Below are 24,968 nucleotides of genomic sequence, written 5' to 3'. Positions count from 1 at the left end.
GTTGTTTTATTATTGCAGTACGTTAAAAAAATATGCAAACCATATCATCCTCATTTTTAAGACATTTACAGCGACTATTGTTGCTGGCACTATTGTGTACGACAATAGGTTGTCAAGATGATCTTATCGAGGAAAACTCAATTCAAGGAGGGATAGAGGATAACGCCAGCGCACAGTTAATGCAATTAATGTACAATGTTGCTCTTAATGATGGGTCTCATGATGATATTATTGATAGAGCATCTTGCTTAGAACTTGTACTACCAGTTACTGTCACTATGAATAATGCAGATATTGTAGTAAACCACACGGACGATTTTGAAACGGTAGCAGCTCACTTTGAGCAACAAGGAAATGCAGATGATTACACCATTGATTTTCCTATCACAGTGATAACGTCTACACATGAGCAGGTTGTGGTTGCATCACAGTCAGACTTCAATGAACTTGTAGAAACTTGTGGACAAACTACCCAAAATGACCCAGATATAGAATGTGTCGATTTTGTATATCCTTTCGGTTTTAGCACTTTTGATCCAGTATTTACGGTCACAAATGTAGTGAGTGTACAAAGCGATAGCGAGTTACTATCATTTGTAAATACCATGCAAGAAACTAATCTTGTGGCAGCTGTAAATTTTCCTATTGTCATGAGAGCTCATGATGATACTACAGAGGAGATGTTAAGCCATAGTACGTTATCATCTGCGCTGGTAGAAGCTTCTTCGAGTTGTGAGGAAGATGACACCTATCATTTTGAGGAAGATGTATGTTTAGAGAGTGAAGTAAATGATTTTATCATGAATTGTTACTGGCAGATAACTTCTTACAATAATGAAGATACGCTTAGTAATTATGTATTTTCTTTTGGCGCAAATAATTATCTCTTATATTTTGACGTAAATGTAATCGCAGAGGCTGGATGGAATACTACTACAACTGCCTCTGGTGTTAGACTGAGCTTTTTTAATCTGCCTATCTTAAATTCACAAATAGGAGGTAACTGGACGGTAACACAATGTGATGAAGAGACGTTATTACTGGAGAAAGGTGATGATGTGATGACGCTTCAAAGAAATTGCTTTCAAGAGCCATTAGATTGTTTTGTAAGTGCCGTACTTAACGTATGTGATAATGGCCAAGATGATGAGGCTACTTTTGATCTTACAGAAACACTTTTAGGTTGTGACACCTCAGAAGTGGACATCGCTTACTATCGCACCCAAGAAGATGCTAGCAATCAAACAAACGCAATATCAAATCCTACTAATTATACCACAACTACAAGTCCAGAACAGTTATGGGTAAGAGCTACACTTTTAAGTGAAGCTAGTGAGTTTAAAATTATTTTTATCAATCTTACTGTAGTAGATTGTTGTAGTAATCCGCAAGATTATCTTAATGATCTTGTGATTTATATGCCTTTATCTGAGTATCCCGTAGAGCTTATAAGTGGTTATGTAAATAGTACTGCTGTAAATGAATGTGTTGTAGACAGGGATGGATCAGATCACTGCGCCATTAGTTTTAATCAGGATTCATTTACAATACCTGTTACTGGAGAAAATAGTATTGTACAAGGAGATGAGTATTCTATAAGTGTCTGGTTTAAAATGCAAAACACAAGCTCTGGAGATGTGGAAATTATATTTCAGAAGGGTACAGATGCAAGTCAAGAAGGATTTGCCGTGGGTGTGTCTACACTTAATACACCAGTGTTTTTTACAGATAATTTTGAAATTATAGATGAAGACTGGAACAACGAAGTAGATGTAGACTGGATGAATACAGACTGGCATCATCTAGCAATTACCGTAGATGCTACAAATACTGTAAAACTTTACAGAGACGGTATCCTGCGTAATGAGGTAATTAACTCCACGCTTGATATAGGGAGTACCGCATTAAATGAATATACACTTGGCCAAAATTTCCTAGGTCATGTAGATGATCTTAGAGTGTATAAAAACACACTAAACGCTACCGAAATACAACAACTCTTTGCTTTAGGAGGTGATTGCTATACTTGTCTGTAAATCTTTGAAAACAAGACTTCATAAAAAAAAGGCTAGCTGTATAGCTAACCTTTTCTCTGTTTCATACGCTTTCGCGAAAGCGTGATACTATAATTTAGAGCAATCTTGCTCTTCTTTTCTTTCTAAAGTCTCTCACGAAATACCATGTCGCACAACTTAAGATGATAACAATACTTATAAGGTTACCAAAAATAAGTGCAAGAAGTGAATAGCCCAAGTAAAAGGCGCTAGCATAAAAGGCTACCGCTAGCAACATGACTAAGTATAATGCAATCGTTTTGATCATTTATAGACGCTTCACTATTTAGTTTTAGGCTCAAATACAGGAAGTAATTTTGTCGAAACCTCGCCAAAACCTATGCGTGGATAATCCTTTGTTTTTGAGTAACCACGTATAATTACAGTGTCATTATCTTCAATAAACTTACGATCACCACCTTCTTCAAGTTTGATAGGCTTTTCTCCTCTCCATGATAACTCGAGCATAGATCCGTAAGAATCCGGTGTTTTTCCAGAAAGTGTACCACTTCCCATCATATCTCCAGCATTTACAGGACATCCATTTACAGTATGGTGTGCGAGTTGCTGGCTCATGTTCCAGTACATATACTTAAAGTTAGATTTACAAACAGTAGTCTCTTTCTTTCCTTCTGGTTGTAATGCTACTTCAAGATTAATATCAAAACTTTTCTTTCCTTCATATTGTAAATAAGGAAGTAGTTCTTTTTTAGGCTTAGGGCTTTCTACTCTAAAAGGCTCAAGTGCGTCAAGAGTAACGATCCAAGGAGAGATTGAAGAGGCAAAGTTTTTTGCAAGAAATGGTCCTAGTGGCACATATTCCCATTTTTGAATATCACGAGCACTCCAGTCATTAAAGAGTACAAGTCCAAAAATATTTTCTTCGGCATCTGCAGTGGTGATAGATTCACCTAAAATGTTTGCATCTGTAGTAATAAAAGCCATCTCTAGTTCAAAATCTACTAGTCTTGATGGGCCAAATATAGGCTCTGTAGCTCCGTTAGGTAATTTCTGACCGTTAGGACGGTGTACCGGAATTCCTGATGGTATTACAGAAGAACTTCTACCGTGATAAGCAACAGGTAAGTGCAGCCAGTTAGGCATCAAAGCATTCTCCTCACCGCGGAACATTGTTCCTACGTTTGTAGCATGTTCTATACTTGAGTAGAAGTCTGTATAATCACCTATTTGTACAGGTAATTGCATCTCAACTTCTTCCATTTTAAAAATTACAACATCACGATCTTTCTGATTACCACGTAAGGAGTCGTTAGTTTCTTCAAAAATTTCGGCAATACGGTTACGTACTAGTCTCCACGTTTTACGACCATCTGCAATAAAATCATTGAGCGTATCTTGTAAAAAGATATCATCTGTAAGTGGGATACCTTCAAAGTAACCTAACTGGTGTAAAGCACCAAGATCTATTGCATAATCTCCTATACGCGTCCCTATTGTAATAACGTCATCACGCGTTAAGAATACACCAAAAGGAATATTCTGTATTGGGAAATCTGTATTTTTTGGCGTTTCGAGCCAAGTTTTTCTAGAGGGATCGTTAGCAGATAGTGGCATTGTCTATATTTTGATAAGTTGTTTGTAATTCTCTCTTCAAATATAGGATTTATAGCATTCTTAAAAAGTCTTTGTAGTATTTTTGTATCACTTTAACAAACAATTTTACTATGCAACGTGATACTGCCATTTTTGACCTAATCCAAGAAGAAAAAGAACGCCAATTAAACGGACTTGAACTTATTGCTTCAGAGAACTTTGTAAGTGACCAAGTAATGGAAGCTGCAGGTTCTGTGTTAACTAACAAATATGCCGAAGGATACCCGGGAAAAAGATATTACGGTGGTTGTGAAGTAGTAGACGAGGTAGAGACACTTGCTATAGAGCGCGCAAAGGAACTTTTTGGAGCAGCATATGCAAACGTACAGCCACACTCTGGATCACAAGCAAACACAGCAGTGTTCCATGCTTGTTTAAAGCCTGGAGATAAATTTTTAGGTTTTGATCTTGCACATGGTGGTCACCTTACTCATGGATCTCCAGTAAACTTTTCTGGACGTTTATATAATCCAGTTTTTTATGGAGTAGAGAAGGAGACGGGACTACTTAATTATGATAAAATTCAAGAGATAGCAACAAAGGAACAGCCTAAGATGATTATCGCTGGAGCTTCTGCTTACTCTCGAGAGATAGATTATAAACGCTTTCGCGAAATTGCAGACTCAGTAGGAGCAATCCTTCTAGCAGATGTTGCTCACCCAGCAGGGCTTATTGCAAAAGGAATCATTGCAGATCCTATCCCACACTGTCACGTGGTAACTACTACGACGCATAAAACGTTAAGAGGACCTCGCGGCGGAATGATCATGATGGGCAAGGATTTTGAAAATCCTTTTGGAATCAAATTAAAGAATGGAAATCTAAGAATGATGTCTTCATTATTAGATAGCGGTATTTTTCCAGGAAACCAGGGAGGACCATTAATGCATGTGATAGGAGCAAAGGCAATCGCCTTTGGAGAAGCACTTACAGATGAGTTTTTACATTATATGGTACAGGTTAAGAAAAATGCGACAATGCTCGCAGATGCACTTGTACTTAAAGGTTATGATATTATCTCTGGAGGTACAGATAACCACATGATGCTTATAGACCTGCGCAATAAAAATGTAACAGGTAAAGCAGCCGAAGAAGCACTAGGAAAAGCAGATATTACAGTAAATAAAAACATGGTACCATTTGATGATAAGTCACCATTTGTTACTTCTGGTATACGTATAGGTACAGCTGCAGTGACCACTCGTGGTCTTGTAGAAGGTGATATGCATGAGATTGCAAACTTTATAGATAAAGCAATACAGCATCACGATAATGATGAAGTACTTGCAAACGTTGCAGCAAGTGTAAACGAGATGATGGGACACAGACCATTGTTTAAAGCATAACACTTGTCACTTTAAAATAAAAAAGCCCGCTATATGCGGGCTTTTTTATTTTATAATAGTTTCTTACAGCATGTTATACCGCAGTGATGTTATTAAGGCTTCAGTACGAGTTTTATTATCACAAGTAGAGCGATAAACCCCATAAAACCTACCAGCACCCACTTACTTCCTTTGTATTGCTTTTTGTGAAGGGATAAATCCTTTCTATAACTCCATACCATAAGAAGTATGAAAGCCACAATAAAAAAAACAACAAATATAATCTGACCAGTGCTAAACATTTAAAGTATTTTAGGAGTTGTAAAAATACGACTGAGTACGCTTTCGCGAAAGCGTAACAAAACAAAATCCTTTATGAAAAATAAAATAGCCGCCGTAACATTATTTCATGACACTTATGGTCTTGATCGAAAAGATAAACCTACTGCAAATCTCCCGCTATCGAAAAATGAGCTACGCTTTAACCTCATGAAAGAGGAAAATGAAGAATACCTAGAAGCTGCAAACGCTGGTGACCTAGTAGAGGTGGCAGATGCGCTAGGGGATATGCTTTACATATTATGTGGAACGATCATCGAGCATGGAATGCAAGATAAAATTGAAGAGGTCTTTAATGAAATACAGCGTTCTAATATGAGTAAACTAGGAGCAGATGGTAAGCCTATCTATCGTGAAGATGGAAAAGTGCTTAAGGGGCCTAATTATTTTAAGCCAGACATTAAGAGTATACTTGATAAGTGATCACATAAAAAAGCCGCTTCTATCTAGTAGAAGCGGCTTTTTTATAAAATATAGTGGAAGATTACTCTTCTACTGTGATTCCTAGTTTTGCAAGAACAGCCATTGTAATATCTGCTGCAGGGTCTGCATATGCAAAGTTGTTATTGTTACCTATAGTAAGAATGTGTGAGTAACCTTGTTCTTTTGCTACTACAGTTACCATTTCTCCTATTTTCTTGTAAAGAGGTTGTACAACTTCAGATTGCTTTAATTGTAAAAGCTGTGCACCATTCTGACGAAATTTTGAGATATCTTCTTCAAGAGCAATGATTTCTCCTTGTTTAGTTTTCTTGTCTGCATCTGTAAAAGTTGCTTGACCGCTTTGGTATAATTTTACCTTAGCCTCATAGTCTTGAATCTTTGCTTTCATTTGCGTTTCAAGATCAAGATTGTAAGCTTTTACTTTTTCATTTGCTCCTGTAAGCTCAGGCATTTTTGTTAGGATAAAGTCGGCATCTACAGTTCCTACTTTGCTTTGAGCAAAAGCTGTTGCTGTAAATAGCACTACAAACATTCCAAGTACGATTTTTTTCATTGTATAGTATTTATTAAGATTATCATTTGCGCGTGCAAATATATGTGATAGAAGACAATATCTGTGCCAAGTGGTAAGTTTTAAGTAAATAGCTGCCCGCGGTGAGGCTTAAGCGCATCTCTTACGGGCTTCATCGCCTCTCTATCTACAACTAAAAATGCAATGCTGTGATCTTCTGTAACTTGTTGAGTGCCTGTTATAGGCGTATTTAATACCTGTGCAGCTGCATACTCTTTTAAGTGAATCTCGTGATGTAATGCAATTTTATGTGCGTCTGGACCTCTAAAATCCCAGATTAGTTTAAGTCGTTCTTCTGTAGACATAATATGATTTAATTTCTAGCAAAAATATAGCATATATTTTCTACCTAGCTCAGTAGGTACTAAATATTCTATAATCTCGTTGCTATGGTACAACAGTTCATAATACTTATTTTTGCACATACTTAATACACTATGAAGCACCTTTTTTTATTGCTTATTTTTCTTTCTGGATCTTTTTTTACTCATGCTCAAAATGACATATTATTAACGATAAATGATGAAGATATTCATAGTGAGGAGTTTACAAAGGTTTACGAGAAAAATAGAGAGCTCATAAAAGAAGATGAGTCTAATGCTCCAGAAGATTATCTAGATCTTTTTATAAATTACAAACTCAAAGTCCAAGAAGCCTACAGATTGGGACTTAATAATAAAAAGTCTTATCAAGATGAATTATCTGCTTATCGTGCACAACTTGCAAAAAGCTATCTCAATGACGTCAAGGTAACAGAAGAGCTTGTAAAAGAAGCTTATGATAGAACTGTAAATGAGCTTAATGCACGTCACATTCTTGTGCGAGTGAGCCCTGATGCTTTACCTAATGATACATTAGTAGCGTACCGAAGCATTGCTCAAGCGAGGGAACGTATAATTAATGGTGAAAACTTTGAAAAAGTAGCAAGAGCGATAAGTGAAGATCCATCTGCCAAAAAGAACGGAGGTAACCTAGGATGGTTCAAAGCCTTTAAAATGGTGTATCCGTTTGAGAATGCTGCCTATAATACCGCAATTAATGAGGTTTCTAAGCCTTTTAGAACAAGTTTTGGATATCATATCGTTCAGCCTATTGCCGCTCGCAAGTCAAAAGGAAAAGTACAAGTTGCCCACATTATGGTTGCTTTAAATCAAAGTGATAGTACTATTATCCCAGAGGAAAGAATTAATGAGGTGTCGAAGCTATTAAGTGAAGGCGCTTCTTTTGAGACAGTAGCACTTAATTATAGTGATGATAGGGCGTCTTATAAAAAGGGAGGAAAACTAGAAGAGTTTGAGCAAGGGCAATTGAGTAGTGCTGCTTTTGAAAAAACAGCATTTTCACTTGAAAATATTGGTGCTATTTCGCAGCCTTTTAAAACTGAATTTGGATGGCATATTTTAAAATTGTTATCTAAAACTCCAGTGCCTACCTATATGGATGCTCGAGTTGCACTTACTAATAAAGTAACAAGAGATGTGAGAGCACAAGTAATATCAGTCAAGTTAGACAATAAGTTGAGAAATAAATACAATGTAGTTCTTGACGAAGGCTTGCAGCCATATTTAGAAAGTATCTTCCCAGAGAAATATTCTCAAACTAAGATTGTTCTTAATAATGAACCGGCATTAAGTAATGTGGCATTTACTTTAGGGAAAAGAAAAGCTACATACACCTATAAAATGGTAGCGGACTATTTATTGGCGTCTTATTCACGTAAGACTTACAGATACAGAGATCAGTTTGTAAAAGAGGGAGTTCAATCTTTTGTGAGTGTTGTACTTAAAAACTATCATCTCGAGCACCTAGAAGAGGAGGATCAAGGTTTTAGTGATATATTAAAAGAATACAAAGAAGGTTTATTGTTATTTGATTTACTAGAAACTAATATCTGGAAAAAAGCTCAACAAGATAGCATAGGTCTACAAGAATTCTTCTTAAGAAATAAGGAAGACTATAGAAGTGTAAAGACTTATGAGGCTACAGTATGTACTACAAAAAGCAAGAGTTTAGCAAAAAAATATAGAAATAGTCTTTCTAAAGGCATTACGCCAGAAAAAGCCGTATTATCTTTAAATAATAAGAATGATACTCCTGTACTATTATCTACTAGAGTTCTAACTGAAGAAGAGTTACCAGAAGGACAGCACCTATCTAAAGGAGTGAGTGAATTAATAGAAGACGGAGATAACTTTATAGTTTATGACGTTACAGCCATTACAGAGGCAAAAGATCAATTACTAAAGGACGTTAGAGGTGTAGTTATAAGTGACTATCAGAAAGAGTTGGAAAATAAGTTTGTAAAGAATTTAAGAGATAAAAGCACAATCACTATAAATAAAGAGGTTTTAAATACGTTAATAACGAAATATGAGAATTAAAAACACTAGAGTCGTTGTATTTCTGCTGTTTACAGTAGTCTCGCTGTCTATGGTGAATTGCCGCTATTTCAAGAGTGACAACACAGAAACAATAGTCGCTCGGGTGAATAATCATACATTATCACAGCGCACTATTGAAGATGTTATGTCAAAGAATGTGGTAAGTGATAGCGCTGCCTTTGTACAAAATTACATTAATACGTGGGCTACAAGTCAGCTATTGCTAGACGGAGCATTGAGAAATTTACCAAAAGAAGATCAAGATGAGTTTGAGGCGCTTGTTTCATCCTACCGAAGTGATTTATACACACGTTTTTATAAAGATGCACTTATAAACAAGCAATTAGATAGTGTTGTTTCTGATAGTGAAGCGATGAAATTCTATGAGGAAAATAAAGAGAATTTCTTACTTAATGAACCTCTGGTTCAGTTTAAATTTATTCAAGTAGACGAGGATTATCAAAATCTTAAAACACTTAAGTCTTATTTTAGTAGTAAGGATGAAAAGGATAAATATGCCTTAGATTCATTAAAGTTTCAATACAAGAATTATTTCTTGAATGACTCAGTATGGATAAAAAGGCGTGCTGTAATTGATCAAATAAATGCGATAAACAAGGAGAATGCAAACAACTTGTTAAAAAAAACAAATTTCTTACAACTGCGAGACTCATTAGGATTATATTTGGTAGCTGTAAAAAGTACCCTTGAGCGCAACGAAAATGCCCCGTTGGAATATGTTAGACCAACGATCAATCAGATTATTAAGAATAAAAGGAAATTAGCGCTTATAAAAAAGCTTGAAAAGGAGATTAAGGATGATGCTATTAAAAACAAACAATTTGAAATTTACAATTAATATAGTAGTGCTGCTTGCAGCAACACAGCTAAGTTTTGCACAAGAAACAACGGTAACTCCAGAAGTTACAACGATAACCGAAACAGCAGTAGCGGTTCAAAATGATACCGTAAAAACTCCTTTTAAGAAATTTAAGGTAGATGGTGTAGCAGGTGTAGTAGGTGACTACTTGATTCTAGAAAGTGATATTGATCAGAGTCTTATCGAGATAAAGCAAAGAGGTCAAGCTTCGGCAGATATAACATCTTGCCAAGTTTTAGGAAGCTTGCTCGAGAATAAACTTCTTACACACCAAGCAGTTCAAGATAGTATCGTAGTACAAGATAGTCGTGTTAATTCTGAGGTAGACCAGATGGTGCAACGTTTTGCTTCACAACTAGGTTCTGAGCAGAAGGTAGTTGAGTTTTACAGAAAAGAGAATATGGCAGACTTACGTGCCGAGTTATTTAGCATTAGAAAGAATGTTATACTTTCTGACCGCATGAATCAGAAGATAATTGAATCTGTAGATGTTACTCCAGACGAGATTAAAACATTTTTTAACAACATACCAGCAGATGAGCTTCCTACTTTTGGAGTAGAGCTAGAGATTGCACGTATTGTAATTGAGCCTAAAGCTACCGAAGAAGAGCGCCAGAAAGTTATAGACCGCCTTAAAGGTTTCCGTAGAGATATTCTTGAGAATGGAAGTAGTTTTGCTACAAAAGCGGTACTGTACACAGATGACGCAGCTTCAAGACCAGATGGTGGCTTAATGGTTATAGATCGTAAAACACCTTTGGTAAAAGAATTTAGAGATGTAGCCTTTAGTTTACAAGATGGAGAAGTGAGTGAGCCGTTTGAGACAGAATTTGGTTTTCACATTGTAACTGTAGAAAAAACAAAAGGAGAACGTAAAGATATTAGACACATATTAATTGTTCCAGAAATTAAAGAAGCTCAAGAAGAGGAAGCAAAAGATCTTGTAAACAAAGTGAGAAAGCGCATCATAGATGGCGAACTTACCTTTGAGGAAGCTGCCAAAGAATTTTCTGATGAGAAAGAGACAAAATTTGATGGAGGAACACTTACTAATCCTCAATCACTTGATAAGCGTTTTGAATTAGGTAGACTCGATCCAGATATTTATCCTAAGGTAAGTAACCTTGCAGATGAAGAAGTATCTCTAGTTTACACAGATCAAACAAGAACTGGTACAAAACAATTTTTAATCTACACGGTAGATAACCGCCTTGAAGAGCATAAAGCAGATTATGTAAAAGATTATATCAAAATTAAAGATCTTGCACTACGTGAAAAGCAAATTGCTGCTATTGAGAAGTGGCAAAAAGAAAAGATTGTAGAAACTTACATTAAAATCAATGGTGAAAATCGTGACTGCGAGTTTGTAAGTAATTGGTTAAAAAAATAAAAGATATTTATGTCTGACGTTGCGGCTATCAAGAATCTAGTAGAGAAACACAAGATTCTAAAAGCAGAAATTTCAAAGATTATTGTAGGTCAAGATAAAGTAATTGATGAGATTCTTTTATCTATATTTTCTGGAGGTCACGCTCTACTTATAGGTGTTCCTGGACTTGCAAAAACCTTGATGGTAAATACTATTGCAACGACTCTTGGACTTGATTTTAAAAGAATACAGTTTACACCAGATTTAATGCCTAGTGATATTCTAGGTTCTGAAATTCTGGATGAGTCTCGTAAGTTCAAATTTATTAAAGGACCTATATTTTCAAATATTGTTCTTGCAGATGAGATTAACCGTACACCTCCAAAAACGCAGGCTGCGCTTCTAGAAGCAATGCAAGAGCGCGTGGTGACAGTAGCTGGAGAACGATACCCATTATCGCTTCCTTACTTTGTACTGGCTACTCAAAACCCAATAGAGCAGGAGGGAACTTACCCGCTACCAGAGGCTCAGTTAGACCGTTTTATGTTTTCTATCAACCTCGATTACCCTTCGTTTCAAGAAGAGGTAGATGTGGTAAAGGCAACAACATCTGCGGCAAAACCTACGGTAAATGCATTGTTAAATGCACAAGAGATTATAGACTTTCAGCAGCTAGTGCGACGTATTCCAGTAGCAGATAATGTGATTGAATATGCCGTAAATCTCGTAAGCAAAACTCGACCTAAAACAGAGAAGGCGGCTCAGATTGTAAATGATTACATAGACTGGGGAGCTGGACCAAGAGCGTCACAAAACTTAATTTTAGGAGCAAAAACACATGCTGCTGTACACGGTAAATTCTCGCCAGATATTGAGGATGTACAAAAAGTTGCTACGGGAATCCTTCGTCACAGAATGATTAAGAACTATAAGGCAGAAGCAGAAGGTTTGAGTATAGAAGATATTATCAAGAGCCTATTCTAATCCGCTTTCGCGAAAAAGTGCTGCTGCAATCTTGACAGTAAGACACATTCTAAAACAGTCTTTTAATTGCATTATACATACTCGCATAGATGCGAAAATTTCTAAGCCATTAAATCCATATCGTGATTTAATGGCTTTTCTATGTCACATAATCTATTGATTATTGAATTAAATGCATGATTGTTAATTTAATTTCGGTTTTCATGCTTTCTAGTATTTTCTAGATAGCTTAGGTGTATGTATATGCAATTATATTCAATAAAATCACATTTTCGCGAAAGCGGAATATTACAATGAGCAAATTTTATAAGGGTTAAATTGTCAATTTGATAATTTGAACCACTCCTTTTTTTGAATTTGATAATTACTTCGCAGTATTTGAGATGGTTTATCAATACGCGCTATTGGCTAAGTATGGGGCTTCCTGCTATTGTTATTCTTTAAGGTATTTTGTATTTTCGTGAACCGCAAAATATAGCGGTACTATTTAACAACCCTAATACATTATATATGGCATTTGATATTGATATGATCAAGAAGGTTTATGCAAATATGTCTGAGCGTGTAGATGCCGCTCGTGACCTTGTAGGTAAGCCCTTGACACTTTCTGAAAAGATTTTATATTCTCACCTATGGGAGGGAAAAGCTTCTAAAGCATTTACTCGTGGAAAGGATTACGTAGACTTTGCTCCAGATCGTATCGCTTGTCAAGATGCTACTGCACAGATGGCTTTATTGCAATTTATGCAAGCTGGTAAAGATAAAGTGGCAGTACCTACTACAGTGCACTGTGATCACTTGATTCAAGCAAAAGAAGGAGCGGTTACAGATCTTAAGAACGCAAACGATGTATCTAGCGAAGTTTTTAACTTCTTAGAATCTGTTTCTAATAAATATGGTATTGGTTTCTGGAAACCAGGAGCTGGTATTATACACCAAGTAGTTCTTGAAAACTACGCTTTCCCAGGAGGAATGATGATAGGTACAGATTCTCACACTGTAAACGCTGGAGGACTAGGAATGGTTGCGATAGGTGTAGGTGGAGCAGATGCTGTAGATGTAATGGCTGGTATGGCTTGGGAACTTAAATTTCCTAAATTAATAGGAGTTAGACTTACAGGAAAACTTTCTGGATGGACTGCACCAAAAGACGTTATTCTTAAAGTTGCTGAGATTCTTACTGCAAAAGGAGGAACTGGAGCAATTGTAGAATATTTTGGTCCTGGAGCTACAGCAATGTCTTGTACTGGTAAAGGAACTATCTGTAACATGGGAGCAGAGATAGGAGCAACAACTTCTACCTTTGGTTATGATGAGTCTATGGAACGTTACTTACGTGCTACAGACCGTGCAGATGTTGCAGACGCAGCAAACGAGGTTAAAGAATACCTTACAGCAGATAAAGAAGTATATGCAAATCCTGAACAATATTTTGATCAGGTAATTGATATTAACCTTTCTGAGTTAGGACCATTACTTAATGGACCTTTTACTCCAGATCTTTCTACAACTGTAGGAAAGGATATGACTGAGAAAGCTACTAAAAATGAATGGCCTCTTAATGTAGAGTGGGGACTTATAGGGTCTTGTACAAACTCTTCTTATGAAGATCTTTCAAGAGCTTCATCTATTGCTCAACAAGCACTAGATAAAGGAATAAAAATGAAGTCAGAACTTGGAATTAACCCAGGATCTGAGCTTGTACGTTACACTACAGAGCGCGACGGAATTTTAGGAATCTTTGAAAAGCTAGATGCTAAGATTTTTACAAATGCTTGTGGACCATGTATCGGGCAATGGGCACGTTACAGCGATCCAAAAAATGCTCCTAAAAACAGTATTGTACACTCGTTTAACAGAAACTTTGCAAAGCGTGCAGATGGTAACCCTAATACACATGCCTTTGTAGCTTCACCAGAAATTACTGCAGCAATTGCAATATCTGGACGTCTAGATTTTAACCCTCTTACAGATTCACTTCTTAACGAAGATGGTCAAGAGGTTATGTTTGACGAGCCTACAGGATGGGAACTTCCTCCTAAAGGATTTGAAGTAAAGGATAATGGTTACCTAGCTCCAGTAGAAGATGGTAGTGGAGTGATTGTAAAAGTAGCTGCAGACTCAGAACGTCTTGAGTTATTAACGCCTTTTGAGCCTATTCTTGATAGCGAGATGCAAGGAATGAAATTGCTTATCAAAGCTTTCGGAAAATGTACTACAGACCACATTTCTATGGCTGGACCATGGTTACGTTATAGAGGTCACTTAGATAACATTTCTAACAACTGTTTAATAGGTGCTGTAAATGCATTTGGTAAGAAAACAAATTTTGTTAAGAACCAAATGGATGGAGAGTTTGGTGGAGTGCCAGATACTGCACGTGCTTATAAGAAAGCGGGAATCAAAACTGTAGTAGTAGGAGATCACAACTATGGAGAAGGTTCTTCACGTGAGCATGCCGCTATGGAGCCTCGCCACTTAGGTGTAGCTGCTGTGATTGTAAAATCATTTGCACGTATACACGAGACAAACCTTAAGAAACAAGGAATGCTAGGTCTTACCTTCTCTGTTGAGTCTGATTACGACTTAATTCAAGAAGATGATACTTTCAACTTTGTAGATATTGCTAGTTTTGCGCCAGATAAGCCTCTTACAGTAGAGCTTGTACACGCAGACGGAAGTAAGGATACTATTAAAGTAAACCACACGTACAACGATGCTCAGATAGCATGGTACCGTGAGGGAAGTGCTCTTAACTTAATAAAAAAGGAGAACGCTGCATAAGTAGTAATCCTTTTAAACTATAAAAAAGCTCCGCTGGTAACAGCGGAGCTTTTTGTTTTTAAACTATGTACGAGTTTTCATTCTGTGTAGGCACCAGAGGAATATGTTAACTCATAACTGTGAGTGTATATTTCAAATACAATTCCAAAAGGATCTTCTACATAGCACATTTTATAAGGCTTATCTTTAGGATAGTACTCTCTTATAGGCATTCTTTGCTTTCCTCCATAAGAAACAATTTTTTCAATGAGTTCTTCAATATTTGGATCTTGAACGCAAAAGTGAAAAAGTCCTGTGTTAAAAGGATTAAATTCTGACGGTTTCATATCCTTATTGGGAAATGAAAATAACTCTACTCCTATACCATCTGAAGTCGATAGGTGCGCAATTTCAAAAGTTTCCCAGTCGTCGCCAAAAACGTCAATACACATCTGTCCTATAGCTGTATCTTTTTCTTTTTTTACAATCGATGGAGGCATAATGATATACCATCCCATTACCTCTGAGTAAAACTCAACCGCTTTTTTGATATTTGGAACAGATAAACCAATGTGAGAGAATGATTTTGGATAATTCTTTGTATTGCTCATAAATTTTATTTTTCTTCAAAATTAGACTATATTGCTCTTGATGTCAATAACTTACTAAAATGTTATATACATAACTAAAAGAGTAAAATAATGATTTTAAGATGTTTAAAGGTTAATAAATGAGTGGTAAAATTACATGTCCGCTTAATTATACAATGAATTTAATAGGGACTAAATGGAAACCTCTTGTTTTATTTCATTTATTAGAAGGCGCCTTACGTTCTGGTGTACTACAAAAAAAGGTGCCAGGAATTTCTAATAAAATGTTTACACAAACCGTCCGAGAATTAGAAAAAGACGGGCTTGTTACTAGAAAAGTTTTTCCAGTAGTACCTCCTAGAGTAGAATATAGCCTTACTAAGAGAGGAGCTTCTCTAGAAGCTATTTTAAGAAGTCTTGATACTTGGGGAGAGGAAGATTTTCAAAATGAATTTTAAGAAGACTTCTGTTGATCAATTAGAATAAACACATTTTATATTGCACTTGAACTTTTTGATAACCATACTTCAGATCTGAGAAGTTTAATTTTGTAAAAGGTACTGCGGTGCATAAAAGAAGTGTCGTGTTCTGGAATTTTAAACTCTTAGGTTTTTGTGCTTTTATCTATTAGAAAGAGAGTCATGGCCGATATACTAGTACTAATTAGTTTTCAAATGAGTTAATGCTGTACTTTACCATGCTTCTAAACATATAAATTAGAGACTAGATTAACTTACTACTTTTAAGTGTTTATTTATCGTGCTTATGAGTTGTGTTGTAGAAATAGGTTTTGATATATAGTCATCAAACCCTGCATTGAGCATTTTTTCTTTATCTCCGGACATAGCTAAGCCTGTTTGAGCGATAATAGTTATTTCTTTATTTGTTTTTCTTATTTCTTTTAATGCCTCGTTACCATCCATTTCTGGCATATTGATATCCATTAGCACTAAGTCAATAGCAGCGTTTTGATTGACAATCTCCACCGCTTCTTTTCCATTTACTGCTCTTATTATTGAGCAATTAAAATCAGAAAGACAGGCCTGTATATACAGAAAGCTCAAATTATCATCTTCGGCTATTAAAATAGTAAAATCGCCATCTTCAAGCGTGTTCTCGTTGTATTCATTAATAATGACCGTATTATCAATAACTTTTTTATATGGGATTGTAAAGAAAAATGTAGAACCCTTTCCTGTTTGAGAATCAATCCACACTTCACCATGTAAAAGTTTAACGAGACCTTTTACGATAGATAGTCCAAGTCCTACTCCTAGATTGTGAGTTTGCTCTCGCCTACCTTGCGTAAACCTATTGAAAATATTTATTTGCTCTTCTTTATCTATTCCAATTCCAGAATCCTTGACATAAAATTGAAGATTTTTTCCTTTTAGAGTATAACCAAATTCTATAGCACCTTCTTTAGTAAATTTTATAGCATTTTCTAATAAGTTAGATATTATTTGGACGAGTTTATTCTCATCTGTTTCTATAAAACTATCTGCTTCTTCTAGACCTTTTTCTACTTGAAGTTTAATACTTGTATTTTCTAATTTTATATAATATTTTGAATAGAGATCATTAATAAGAGTATTTACATTAATATGAGAGTAATCAATGTTTATAGTATTTGATTCTATTTTTGAAATATCTACAATGTTAGAAATAAAACTCAAAAGGCGGTGTCCTTCTTTTTCTATGAGCTCTAGGTAAATATCTTTCTTCTCTTCAGAAATATTCTTTCTTCTCAATAATTCAGAGAAGCCTAAAATACCATTCATTGGAGTTCGCATCTCGTGGCTCAAATTAGCAAGAAAAGCAGATTTAAGCCTATCACTCTCCTCAGCTTTTTCCTTAGCCTCTATAAGTTCTGTTGCTAATAATTTTTGTTGAGTTATATCTTGATTAGTCCCAGCTAGACTTAACACTTTTCCATCATCATCAATTACAGGTTGACATATAGCTCTCACTGTTTTTTGTGGTTGATTAGGCACACAAATCCTATATTCAATATTATATGGGATTCCTTGATTAATAGCTTGATCTACGGCATTCTTAAGAATACTCAAATCATCGGGGTGAACTCTGTCAACCACATTTTGGTATTCAGGATTTTTCTTTTCATAATCAAAACCCCAGATATTGTACATCTCTTTAGACCATTCCATTTTCATACCAGAAGATGGTTTTACTAGCCAACTTCCAATTTTGGCTAAGGACTGTGCATCACTTAGCTCCTTTTCTGTTTTGTCTAATAATATTTTAGCTCTTAGTTTATCCTTTTCATTTTGTCTTTGCTCTGTAATATCAAAGAAAACTGTAACGATTTCTTTAATTCCTCCAGCGCTATCTAGTACTGGAAAACCATTTAGAGTTACCCAAGTAATTTCGCCTTTATCATCTCGTTTTAGCCCTATAACTTGATTTTTTATTGACTCTTTTGTGTTTGCAACTTTATTAACGGGATATTCAGTAATTGCTAGTGTGGAAGCATCGTGCTTAACAAGTTTCAGTTCCATACCTTCTCCTGTTTTTCCTTGTATATACCTCTCATCTAAACCTAGAATTTGTGACGCTCTAGAGTTGCACTGCACAATTGATGTATCTGGGGCATGAACAACAACTCCTGCTTCTAGGTTACGCATTAATATACGGAAGCGTTCTTCATTTTCTTCGGCACGCTCTTTTGCTTCCTTTATTAGGTTTTCTGTTTTAAAGCGTTCTGTGATGTCATGTATAACGCCAACTATAAAAACGTTTCCTTTTGGATCTATAAAACGTGTTTTCCTAGTAGAGATTCTTTGAGTTTCTCCACCCCTTATGGTAAGTGATTCTTCAGTTATATTTTCAATTCCGTCACGTATTAATTGTCTGTCAATTTTTAAGAAAGCTTCTCTCTCGGCTTTTGACACATGCTCATCAAGAGTTTTACCAATGACATCTTTTCTATTAAAGCCAAAAAGACTACAAAATGAATCATTTACAATGAGCAGTCTGCTTTGATCATCTTTTACAAAAACGGGATCACCTATATTATCTATAATATTATTTAGGTGATTTTTACTTTCCTCAGCCTTTACTTTAGCTTTTATAAGTTCTGCATCAATAAGTTTTTGCTCAGTAATATCTTGCCCGGTTCCTTTTAAACTAATTACATTTCCATAGGGACCCACTACAGGCTCACATATACACCTTATTACTTTTTCCGTTCCGTCAGAAAGGCATATTTTATGTTCTATATCATATGGAACTCCGCGAGTACTAGCCTTTTTTATTGAAGTATCCCACAGTTCCAAATCATCAGGATGGATATGATCAAGTAACACATTGTATGCAGGAGTGCCTTGGTTTGGCTCAAATCCCCAAATGTGGAACATCACTTTAGACCAATCCATTTTTCTTTCTTCAATATTAAATATCCAGCTTCCTACTTTTGCCAGCGTTTGTGCTTCATCTAGATCATCTTCTATTAATTTTCTATCTGTTATATCTTGAGTTACACCAAAAACCTTGTTATTTATAAATTCTATACCAAGAATACTTAAATGTCTTATCTCATTATTTGCTCTTACAATTCTGAATTCGAATGGTTCCATAGATTTATCAGTGAAAAGTTTTTTAATCACATTCTTCACCTTAGGTCTATCTTCCTTAAAAATTAATTCTCTTACATTATCACTAGTAGGGATAAACACTCCTCTTTTGACACCATAAATGTTATACATTTCATCAGACCAGTAAGCAGTATCAGTTTTCCATTCCCATTCCCAACTACCAATTTTTCCTAGCTTTTGAGCCTGCTGTAATTTTAATATGGATTCTTTCTTTGCAGATTCTACTGCTTTTAATTCACTAATGTCTTGTATAGTGACAGGTACTGTTTTCTGTTCTAATAAAGTTTGAGGTATACGTATAGAAAATAATGCCTTAAACTCATCACCCTTTAAGGTCTTGTAATTTACTTCAGAAGTAAATGTTTTTTTATTTTTCCATATATCCCCTATAAGTTTTATAAACACTTTGTTTGCTCCATGCCCAAAAGTATTTTGTAGGTTATCAAAAAATGCTTGATTATCTTCTGCTTTAAACAACTTTAAAGTAGCTTTATTGACACTGTTAATTCTTATTTTTTGAATTAACGTAAATAGCACATCGGGATTTTTCTTTAAATATTTCTTGATATTAGAAACGCCATTATCTCTAAGCCTCTCTATTTCTTCAAATACGAGCGTAAAATCTTCATTCCAAATGGAAATTGTAGAGTTATCAAATAGTGTCTTGTAATCTTGTTGTTTCTCAGACTTTAGTACTTCTATTTGTCTTTCTAATTCTTGGTAAGTAGGCTTTTTATCTAATTCCATACTGTAATAACTTTAGCCTTTTGTTCTATCAATTTGGGAGCTAATAGCTTAATTATTAAGTTAATAAATAAAACTATTAAAAATAAACAATATAGCACTTATAATACTAAAAAAGATTAGGTTATGCTTTCGCGAAAGCGTACAAAAAACACAACATACATTTTATTAATATAATATTTTTATTAGTCTATTTATGTAATATTCTAAGAGTAAGCTTAAACAAGTTATGAGCTTGTTACTACTCAATATTGGCGTCATTTTTAAGACAGTCTTTAACAGCTGCTAAGATGGTTTTCTTTTATTTTTGTAGACTATAGCACAAGCATAACATCTCTTATAAAATCGCTCTATAGTCGAGTATGGAGATTGTGCAAGAATAATAAGCAATATGAAGGATACCTTTGCCAGCATTATCCCCTCGGTAGCAGCAGAAAAATTTATTTACTGTCTTGAGGCAGTTCCAGATGTCGATCAAGAATTTGCCACAGAGGTGGTAACAACACTCGAAGATATCGCTCTAAAACAAGGAATTGCTAGTATCTATAAGACGTGCGACACCATAGAAGGCTTAGAGGAAAGTTTAAACACGCTGGTGTATGATGACCATAATTTTAAAGATTATGAACTCATTTACCTTATAATGCCAGGCCAAGCTAACAATATCATGCTCAATGATTATTACTACAGCATTGAGGAAATTGCCGAAATTTTTGAAGGAAGAATGACTGGTAAAATCATACATTTTTCAAATAAAAAAGCACTCGACTTAACTGACGAAGAATCGCAATATTTCCTTGATGTTACTGGTGCTCGAGCAATCTCTGGCTATGGATCTAGCAAGAACACATTATCGAGCACAGATACCATAGATAGGGTGTTTTTTAATATGTTTCAAGAAAATGAAGACTTTAAAGAAGTGGTAGAAGAGATGTTTCAAAAACACTATAAACTCTGTAAACTACTTGATTTTAGATTGTATTATTAACCGTTAATTGAGGAAGAGTTTTGTGGAATACGCTTTCGCGAAAATGTGACATCTCAACATCATATTCTCATTAATTCAACACATTTTCAAGAATAGAAGATAGACTAGTCATTATTAGAATTGACGAATTATAACGAATGGCTGAGCGAACTAAAGCAATAGCATAAAAAGATTCCCTACCGTTAAAACTTGTAAAACAAAGAGCAGGATGCTTAAGTCTTTTTTAAAGCCATAACTGATGCCTAAAGCAAGAAGGACAAGCAGTGGAAGTACCAGCCCAGAAACTACTCTAAAAGAATAGAGGTGGTTCTTCTCTGACGTAGCTAGCTTATACTCATTAACTTCTTTAAAAAGCAAAGACAGCGCATAATCAATTTGGTTACCCTCCAAAGTGGTTGCAACATCTTTTGAAACCGAAAACTGACGAGTAGGAGTCACTACTTGATACGTATTGTGCGAGTTTCCGCCAGCATTATAATATTTTTCTTTGTTTCTAGATACGGAAACCACATCTTCCGAATACCGAGTTCCAGGCAAAGCAAAATCCATAAGTACCACCAGTGATATGAGTACGGTAATGCCATATAATATGCGGTTGGTGAGTGATAGTGGATACATGATTTTAATTTATAACGTTCTGGAGATTTACATAGTTATTAGTTAGTACGTAAATCAGCAGTTTTGTTACGGTATTGAGTGTTTAACCTAAAGAAAATGAACTATTAAAACCACATTATTAATTGATAGTTCCAATGCTAGAATATTCTAACCAATATAATGGTAAGAGCTAAGTTTAACTTGGATTATTGTTGACTAGTTATTTTTAAGTCAATCGCATTCAATCCACATACCCATTATATTCAATTAGTTGTAATCTTTTAGATTGAAATATTAATTTGAAAATAGACGTTTGTTCTAAATTTCTAATTTCTACCGTGTCATTGAGAATTTCTTGTCTAAGTAATTTATCAAGAACATTTTTATTGCTTCCAATTTTTATAAAGTCATTCAGTTCAAATTCGGAATTCACAATTTTAGCGTAATAAACCCATTCTTCATCTGTTGCTCTATAAGACATGATTTTTGTCTTATCAAACGTTCGAGTTATAATAGTATCCACTAAATTGTCAACGTGTCTATTTTGTATTGGCTTTTTCTGTATCGCAAATATTTTATTACGTACAATTTTTTCTAATTTAGATTTTAAAGAAAATACCAAACTATCATTTTCAATATAGGATACCTTAACAGGTTTATAATCTGAAGTTTGTACTTTTGTTTTTACAACTTCTTTTAATCTGCCATCATCAATTTTTCTTGATTCGTTTTGCTCACAAGAATTTAAGGAGAATAGAATCCCAAATATTATTAATAATTGTTTAATCATATATTTAGAAATGTTCTTATGATGAGGATTTACAAGCAACATAGATATCAAACGTATCCTTAAAGTGCAAGTCGTTATGATCTTTATCTAAAATAGAGAGCTCAGCGCTACCTGCAGCAACTCTGATATAATTGTTGTTATAATAAAAGCATATAAATGTAAAAAGGTCTTTTTGTCCTTTTACTATATTACCATTTATCATAACCTCATCTTTATCTATTCCATATTCGCACTTTACTATAGATTGATGTATTAGTTTTCCAATGGTTTCAATTTATCTGGCTTCATATACTTGCCATAAGTCGGGAAAGTCCTTCAAATCATTTTCTTTAAGTCTAGAGTTAAGCTCCGACAAGGCATTCAAATCTAGTTTTATGTGATCACCATCAAAACCGCCTTCAATTTCAAGATATTTATCAAAACGCTCAAATGTTATAAATAAAAGCCATGGTAGGTGAGTGTCTCTATTTTCATTGAAATCTACTTGATACACGCTCTCAACAGTCTGCCCGATAATTTGATTTAAGAAGTGATCTGGTGGTGATTTCATTAGTGTAAGGTTATTCAATGTTTTATAGTCAACTTTACAAGTTTAATTATTCCATAAATCACGAAATGTATAGCTGGAAATAAATATCCATAAAATAAAATTGCTAATGATCCACCGTATTTAAAGTAATCTTCATTGTTAAATATACTTGCCATTAGAGCTGTATATAACAAATAAACAAATAGATGTATTGCGAACTCTTTGGTATTCTTAAACCACAAACCTAAAATACTTAGAATGAGGACGATTACATAAATTATATACAAGACTACAAATGCACTATTTGTTGGAATCATTTTGTTTTCTTTGAGTCTCTAAAATCGAATCAGTTTCAAAATATTTTATTTTACGAATCTATTTTGAGTATTTATATCTATTGTGTTCTCGTTATTAGTGTACCACTCTACGAATGCGTCATATTCTTTTTGATGAGTATCTAACCATTCATTGTATTCTTTTTCGTTACCTATTTGGAACAGGTAATGGTTATAAGCTTCAAATAGATTTTTATCAAGAAGCTCTTTTTGATAAGTAAAAAGTACATTTTGATGTATGCTCAAATCTTCTTGGTAGTAATTCTCAATAAATCGTTCTCTTATTCTTGATAGTGAATTTAAAGTGATTTCCTTTTCTTCAACAATAGCTAGGATAATATTCTTACCAAAAACGCCACAAAATGGAAGATTTACAGGCTCGTCAATATTTACTTTTGTAGCATCAATGACAATCTCACAGAAATCAATAGAGATTTCTGTATCTCCAAACGTAATGGAGGATTTATAGGTCTCATAGAGAAGCTCACTCATCTCTATGGTGCGGTCGGTGGTTCTTTCTAAGTTCATGAATATCTCTCCATAAATTAGACCTGAAAGCTTATCAGGAGAATCTAAATAGAGCTTAGCAAGTCTAAAGTAGTTTGAAGCAAATGTAGGGTCAACTTCAATTCCACGTCGATAATTGACTATTGCCTGATCATATTGTTCTTGATGGTGATATACGTTTCCTTTTTCAAGATGTAAATTACCGGCATTAGGAAAGCGTTCCATTCCCTCTTCATATTCTCTAATAGCTTTTTCTGGCTTGCCTAAGTAACTATAGCAGTTACCAGACATTTGATAGACTTGGCTATTTAATGTATCATATTTCTTTACCTTTTTTAAAATTTTTAAAGCTTGCTTGTAGTCTTTAGTTAACACATGGGCGTAAGCAATCTCATAGGGGTAGGCATAGTTTATAGGATCGAGCTTCTGGCTTTCTTCCAAAAGCTTAATGCTTTCATCAATTCTACCCTCATCCATTATAGTGATGGCCTTCTTTGCTTTTTCTAGAGCTAGCTCTTTATTGGTTTGAGCGAAAGCAGTACATACAATGAGTTGAAGAATGATAAATAGAACTATTTTATTCATAAGATGGTGTTGTTAAAAAATTTCAGAAAAAAGTCTCAAGATAATCTTTTATCAAGTATTGAACTTAGCATTTAGAACCAGTACTGGAGCATAGCCTAAATAAGTTTTTCGAATTGGTTTTTATTATATATAGTTTTTCATTTTATGCTCAATGTGTCCTTAAGAATAGGATTAGTTTTATTTGATTTAATTATTTGTTCAAATTGTAGACTATCTATCAATATTTGTTTTACTTCAATAGACCTTTTTAATTCATCTAGTTGAATTTTATTGATTGTAGTACTTGTGATAAAAGGTAGAATAATAGCAACGAGTAAACCTAAAAAGGCTATAATTATAGCTACATAGGTCCATCTTAAAGTAGTTATGAATCTTAGCTTCGTTTGAGAAATGAATCCATTATTTATATATTCTTTCAGCTCAGGTCTTACATAACAAAACTCATCGACATAAGTCAATATATAGTTTCCTAAAGTTGTAGGTAATTCCCATTTCCTGTAAACATCAGGGTTTTTTCTATATTTCTCCTCAAGTTCGTTGTCACACGTTAGAGCTGAATAGATGTCAGGATTTTTTGACTTTGTGGAAATTGTTTGTTTTAAAATCTCTGGATTATTGTGGGTAAAAATTAAATTATCTTTCTTTAAAGTTTCAATTAGTGATACAACTATAGAAAGATCATTTATAAAGTTTTCTAGTTTTTCTTTTTCGATATTTAAATATAGTTCAACTTTATTCTCATAAATATTAATGGCACGTTCTTCTTTAAGAATACAATTACTAACAAATGTTCCTAAATTAACTTCGGTATTTGTGCTTAAATTTAAAAGAACATTTAAAAAATCTTGATCTATTTTATTATTGAAATCCGTCATAATGTAACACAACTAATTAATGAGCACAAATTATTACATATCATCTAAATGTAGATATGTTTGTTTTATTCGAATATTGACGTCTCAATA

The 24,968-nt window shown here is 34.6% G+C and carries 20 protein-coding genes; 10 read left to right on the top strand and 10 right to left on the bottom strand.

Annotated features, from left to right (window positions below; all coding sequences use genetic code 11):
* Positions 1-32 precede the first annotated feature (32 nt).
* A complete protein-coding gene (locus ACJJVW_RS00625) occupies positions 33-2,036 on the top strand; it encodes a LamG domain-containing protein (protein WP_405250394.1) in 2,004 nt (667 codons plus the stop codon).
* A gap of 300 nt (positions 2,037-2,336) precedes the next feature.
* On the opposite strand, the gene fahA is transcribed toward ACJJVW_RS00625, so the two are convergent.
* The gene (fahA, locus tag ACJJVW_RS00620; protein WP_298327712.1) at positions 2,337-3,629 is read right to left on the bottom strand and encodes a fumarylacetoacetase; all 1,293 of its coding nucleotides are present in this window, start codon (positions 3,627-3,629) and stop codon (positions 2,337-2,339) included.
* Between the two features lie 110 nt (positions 3,630-3,739).
* On the opposite strand from fahA, the gene glyA reads away from it, so the two are divergent.
* The gene (gene glyA, locus ACJJVW_RS00615; RefSeq protein ID WP_013751906.1) at positions 3,740-5,014 is read left to right on the top strand and encodes a serine hydroxymethyltransferase; all 1,275 of its coding nucleotides are present in this window, start codon (positions 3,740-3,742) and stop codon (positions 5,012-5,014) included.
* A 354-nt stretch (positions 5,015-5,368) separates the two neighbouring features.
* Entirely contained in the window at positions 5,369-5,755 is a 387-nt protein-coding gene (locus tag ACJJVW_RS00610; RefSeq protein ID WP_013751908.1) for a nucleoside triphosphate pyrophosphohydrolase family protein, read from the top strand.
* A gap of 61 nt (positions 5,756-5,816) precedes the next feature.
* Here the strand turns inward: ACJJVW_RS00610 and ACJJVW_RS00605 are convergent, their stop codons facing one another.
* The gene (locus tag ACJJVW_RS00605) at positions 5,817-6,329 is read right to left on the bottom strand and encodes an OmpH family outer membrane protein (RefSeq protein WP_298327722.1); all 513 of its coding nucleotides are present in this window, start codon (positions 6,327-6,329) and stop codon (positions 5,817-5,819) included.
* An 80-nt stretch (positions 6,330-6,409) separates the two neighbouring features.
* Positions 6,410-6,652, bottom strand: a complete 243-nt coding sequence (locus ACJJVW_RS00600; protein WP_339849601.1) for a hypothetical protein — start codon at positions 6,650-6,652, stop codon at positions 6,410-6,412.
* A gap of 132 nt (positions 6,653-6,784) precedes the next feature.
* Here ACJJVW_RS00600 and ACJJVW_RS00595 point away from each other — a divergent pair, with 132 nt between their 5' ends.
* From ACJJVW_RS00595 to ACJJVW_RS00575, 5 genes are all read left to right on the top strand, one after another.
* Positions 6,785-8,728, top strand: a complete 1,944-nt coding sequence (locus tag ACJJVW_RS00595; RefSeq protein WP_405250393.1) for a peptidylprolyl isomerase — start codon at positions 6,785-6,787, stop codon at positions 8,726-8,728.
* The gene (locus ACJJVW_RS00590; RefSeq protein WP_405250392.1) at positions 8,718-9,587 is read left to right on the top strand and encodes a peptidyl-prolyl cis-trans isomerase; all 870 of its coding nucleotides are present in this window, start codon (positions 8,718-8,720) and stop codon (positions 9,585-9,587) included. The genes ACJJVW_RS00595 and ACJJVW_RS00590 overlap by 11 nt, the downstream gene beginning before the upstream one ends.
* Positions 9,547-10,998, top strand: coding sequence for a peptidylprolyl isomerase (locus ACJJVW_RS00585; RefSeq protein ID WP_405250391.1), 1,452 nt, complete (start codon positions 9,547-9,549; stop codon positions 10,996-10,998). The genes ACJJVW_RS00590 and ACJJVW_RS00585 overlap by 41 nt, the downstream gene beginning before the upstream one ends.
* A gap of 9 nt (positions 10,999-11,007) precedes the next feature.
* A complete protein-coding gene (locus ACJJVW_RS00580; protein ID WP_298327737.1) occupies positions 11,008-11,961 on the top strand; it encodes a MoxR family ATPase in 954 nt (317 codons plus the stop codon).
* A gap of 510 nt (positions 11,962-12,471) precedes the next feature.
* Positions 12,472-14,745: an aconitate hydratase gene (locus ACJJVW_RS00575; protein WP_405250390.1), complete on the top strand. Its 2,274-nt coding sequence runs from the start codon at positions 12,472-12,474 to the stop codon at positions 14,743-14,745.
* Positions 14,746-14,822: 77 nt separating this feature from the next.
* Here the strand turns inward: ACJJVW_RS00575 and ACJJVW_RS00570 are convergent, their stop codons facing one another.
* Positions 14,823-15,335, bottom strand: a complete 513-nt coding sequence (locus ACJJVW_RS00570) for a lactoylglutathione lyase family protein (protein ID WP_405250389.1) — start codon at positions 15,333-15,335, stop codon at positions 14,823-14,825.
* Positions 15,336-15,454: 119 nt separating this feature from the next.
* Between ACJJVW_RS00570 and ACJJVW_RS00565 the strand changes: the two genes are divergently transcribed.
* Complete coding sequence (locus tag ACJJVW_RS00565; RefSeq protein ID WP_405250388.1) at positions 15,455-15,772, top strand: winged helix-turn-helix transcriptional regulator; 318 nt, start codon at positions 15,455-15,457, stop codon at positions 15,770-15,772.
* A gap of 270 nt (positions 15,773-16,042) precedes the next feature.
* Here the strand turns inward: ACJJVW_RS00565 and ACJJVW_RS00560 are convergent, their stop codons facing one another.
* Positions 16,043-19,675 (bottom strand): PAS domain-containing protein, encoded by a 3,633-nt coding sequence (locus ACJJVW_RS00560; protein WP_405250387.1) that lies wholly within the window; start codon positions 19,673-19,675, stop codon positions 16,043-16,045.
* A 388-nt stretch (positions 19,676-20,063) separates the two neighbouring features.
* On the opposite strand from ACJJVW_RS00560, the gene ACJJVW_RS00555 reads away from it, so the two are divergent.
* On the top strand, positions 20,064-20,660 hold the full coding sequence (locus ACJJVW_RS00555) for a DUF6642 family protein (protein WP_405250386.1): 597 nt from the start codon (positions 20,064-20,066) through the stop codon (positions 20,658-20,660).
* Between the two features lie 150 nt (positions 20,661-20,810).
* On the opposite strand, the gene ACJJVW_RS00550 is transcribed toward ACJJVW_RS00555, so the two are convergent.
* The 5 genes from ACJJVW_RS00550 to ACJJVW_RS00530 all read right to left on the bottom strand — a co-directional run bounded on the left by ACJJVW_RS00550 (position 20,811) and on the right by ACJJVW_RS00530 (position 24,878).
* The gene (locus ACJJVW_RS00550) at positions 20,811-21,278 is read right to left on the bottom strand and encodes a hypothetical protein (RefSeq protein ID WP_405250385.1); all 468 of its coding nucleotides are present in this window, start codon (positions 21,276-21,278) and stop codon (positions 20,811-20,813) included.
* Positions 21,279-21,498: 220 nt separating this feature from the next.
* Entirely contained in the window at positions 21,499-22,047 is a 549-nt protein-coding gene (locus ACJJVW_RS00545) for a hypothetical protein (protein WP_405250384.1), read from the bottom strand.
* 274 nt (positions 22,048-22,321) lie between these two features.
* Positions 22,322-22,597, bottom strand: a complete 276-nt coding sequence (locus tag ACJJVW_RS00540; RefSeq protein ID WP_405250383.1) for a hypothetical protein — start codon at positions 22,595-22,597, stop codon at positions 22,322-22,324.
* A 341-nt stretch (positions 22,598-22,938) separates the two neighbouring features.
* Positions 22,939-24,003 carry a tetratricopeptide repeat protein gene (locus tag ACJJVW_RS00535; RefSeq protein ID WP_405250382.1) on the bottom strand — a complete coding sequence of 355 codons (1,065 nt, stop codon included), beginning with the start codon at positions 24,001-24,003 and terminating at the stop codon, positions 22,939-22,941.
* A gap of 137 nt (positions 24,004-24,140) precedes the next feature.
* Positions 24,141-24,878 (bottom strand): hypothetical protein, encoded by a 738-nt coding sequence (locus tag ACJJVW_RS00530; RefSeq protein ID WP_405250381.1) that lies wholly within the window; start codon positions 24,876-24,878, stop codon positions 24,141-24,143.
* Between the last annotated feature and the right edge of the window lie 90 nt (positions 24,879-24,968).

It is taken from the genome of Dokdonia sp. Asnod3-C12 (genome assembly GCF_045063975.1).
In the GTDB taxonomy this organism is placed as follows: domain Bacteria; phylum Bacteroidota; class Bacteroidia; order Flavobacteriales; family Flavobacteriaceae; genus Dokdonia.
Note: the sequence above shows the minus strand (reverse complement) of the source record. Positions and strands in the feature narration are given on the sequence as shown.

Bases quoted from the DNA above. Each gene is read 5' to 3' on its own strand.
- ACJJVW_RS00560 (WP_405250387.1), bottom strand. From the start codon at position 19,675: ATGGAATTAGATAAAAAGCCTACTTACCAAGAATTAGAAAGACAAATA.
- ACJJVW_RS00535 (WP_405250382.1), bottom strand. From the start codon at position 24,003: ATGAATAAAATAGTTCTATTTATCATTCTTCAACTCATTGTATGTACT.
- ACJJVW_RS00600 (WP_339849601.1), bottom strand. From the start codon at position 6,652: ATGTCTACAGAAGAACGACTTAAACTAATCTGGGATTTTAGAGGTCCA.
- glyA (WP_013751906.1), top strand. From the start codon at position 3,740: ATGCAACGTGATACTGCCATTTTTGACCTAATCCAAGAAGAAAAAGAA.
- ACJJVW_RS00580 (WP_298327737.1), top strand. From the start codon at position 11,008: ATGTCTGACGTTGCGGCTATCAAGAATCTAGTAGAGAAACACAAGATT.
- ACJJVW_RS00540 (WP_405250383.1), bottom strand. From the start codon at position 22,597: ATGAAATCACCACCAGATCACTTCTTAAATCAAATTATCGGGCAGACT.
- ACJJVW_RS00550 (WP_405250385.1), bottom strand. From the start codon at position 21,278: ATGTATCCACTATCACTCACCAACCGCATATTATATGGCATTACCGTA.
- ACJJVW_RS00595 (WP_405250393.1), top strand. From the start codon at position 6,785: ATGAAGCACCTTTTTTTATTGCTTATTTTTCTTTCTGGATCTTTTTTT.
- ACJJVW_RS00570 (WP_405250389.1), bottom strand. From the start codon at position 15,335: ATGAGCAATACAAAGAATTATCCAAAATCATTCTCTCACATTGGTTTA.
- ACJJVW_RS00555 (WP_405250386.1), top strand. From the start codon at position 20,064: ATGAAGGATACCTTTGCCAGCATTATCCCCTCGGTAGCAGCAGAAAAA.
- ACJJVW_RS00545 (WP_405250384.1), bottom strand. From the start codon at position 22,047: ATGATTAAACAATTATTAATAATATTTGGGATTCTATTCTCCTTAAAT.
- ACJJVW_RS00585 (WP_405250391.1), top strand. From the start codon at position 9,547: ATGATGCTATTAAAAACAAACAATTTGAAATTTACAATTAATATAGTA.
- ACJJVW_RS00605 (WP_298327722.1), bottom strand. From the start codon at position 6,329: ATGAAAAAAATCGTACTTGGAATGTTTGTAGTGCTATTTACAGCAACA.
- ACJJVW_RS00575 (WP_405250390.1), top strand. From the start codon at position 12,472: ATGGCATTTGATATTGATATGATCAAGAAGGTTTATGCAAATATGTCT.
- ACJJVW_RS00590 (WP_405250392.1), top strand. From the start codon at position 8,718: ATGAGAATTAAAAACACTAGAGTCGTTGTATTTCTGCTGTTTACAGTA.
- ACJJVW_RS00565 (WP_405250388.1), top strand. From the start codon at position 15,455: ATGAGTGGTAAAATTACATGTCCGCTTAATTATACAATGAATTTAATA.
- ACJJVW_RS00530 (WP_405250381.1), bottom strand. From the start codon at position 24,878: ATGACGGATTTCAATAATAAAATAGATCAAGATTTTTTAAATGTTCTT.
- ACJJVW_RS00610 (WP_013751908.1), top strand. From the start codon at position 5,369: ATGAAAAATAAAATAGCCGCCGTAACATTATTTCATGACACTTATGGT.
- fahA (WP_298327712.1), bottom strand. From the start codon at position 3,629: ATGCCACTATCTGCTAACGATCCCTCTAGAAAAACTTGGCTCGAAACG.
- ACJJVW_RS00625 (WP_405250394.1), top strand. From the start codon at position 33: ATGCAAACCATATCATCCTCATTTTTAAGACATTTACAGCGACTATTG.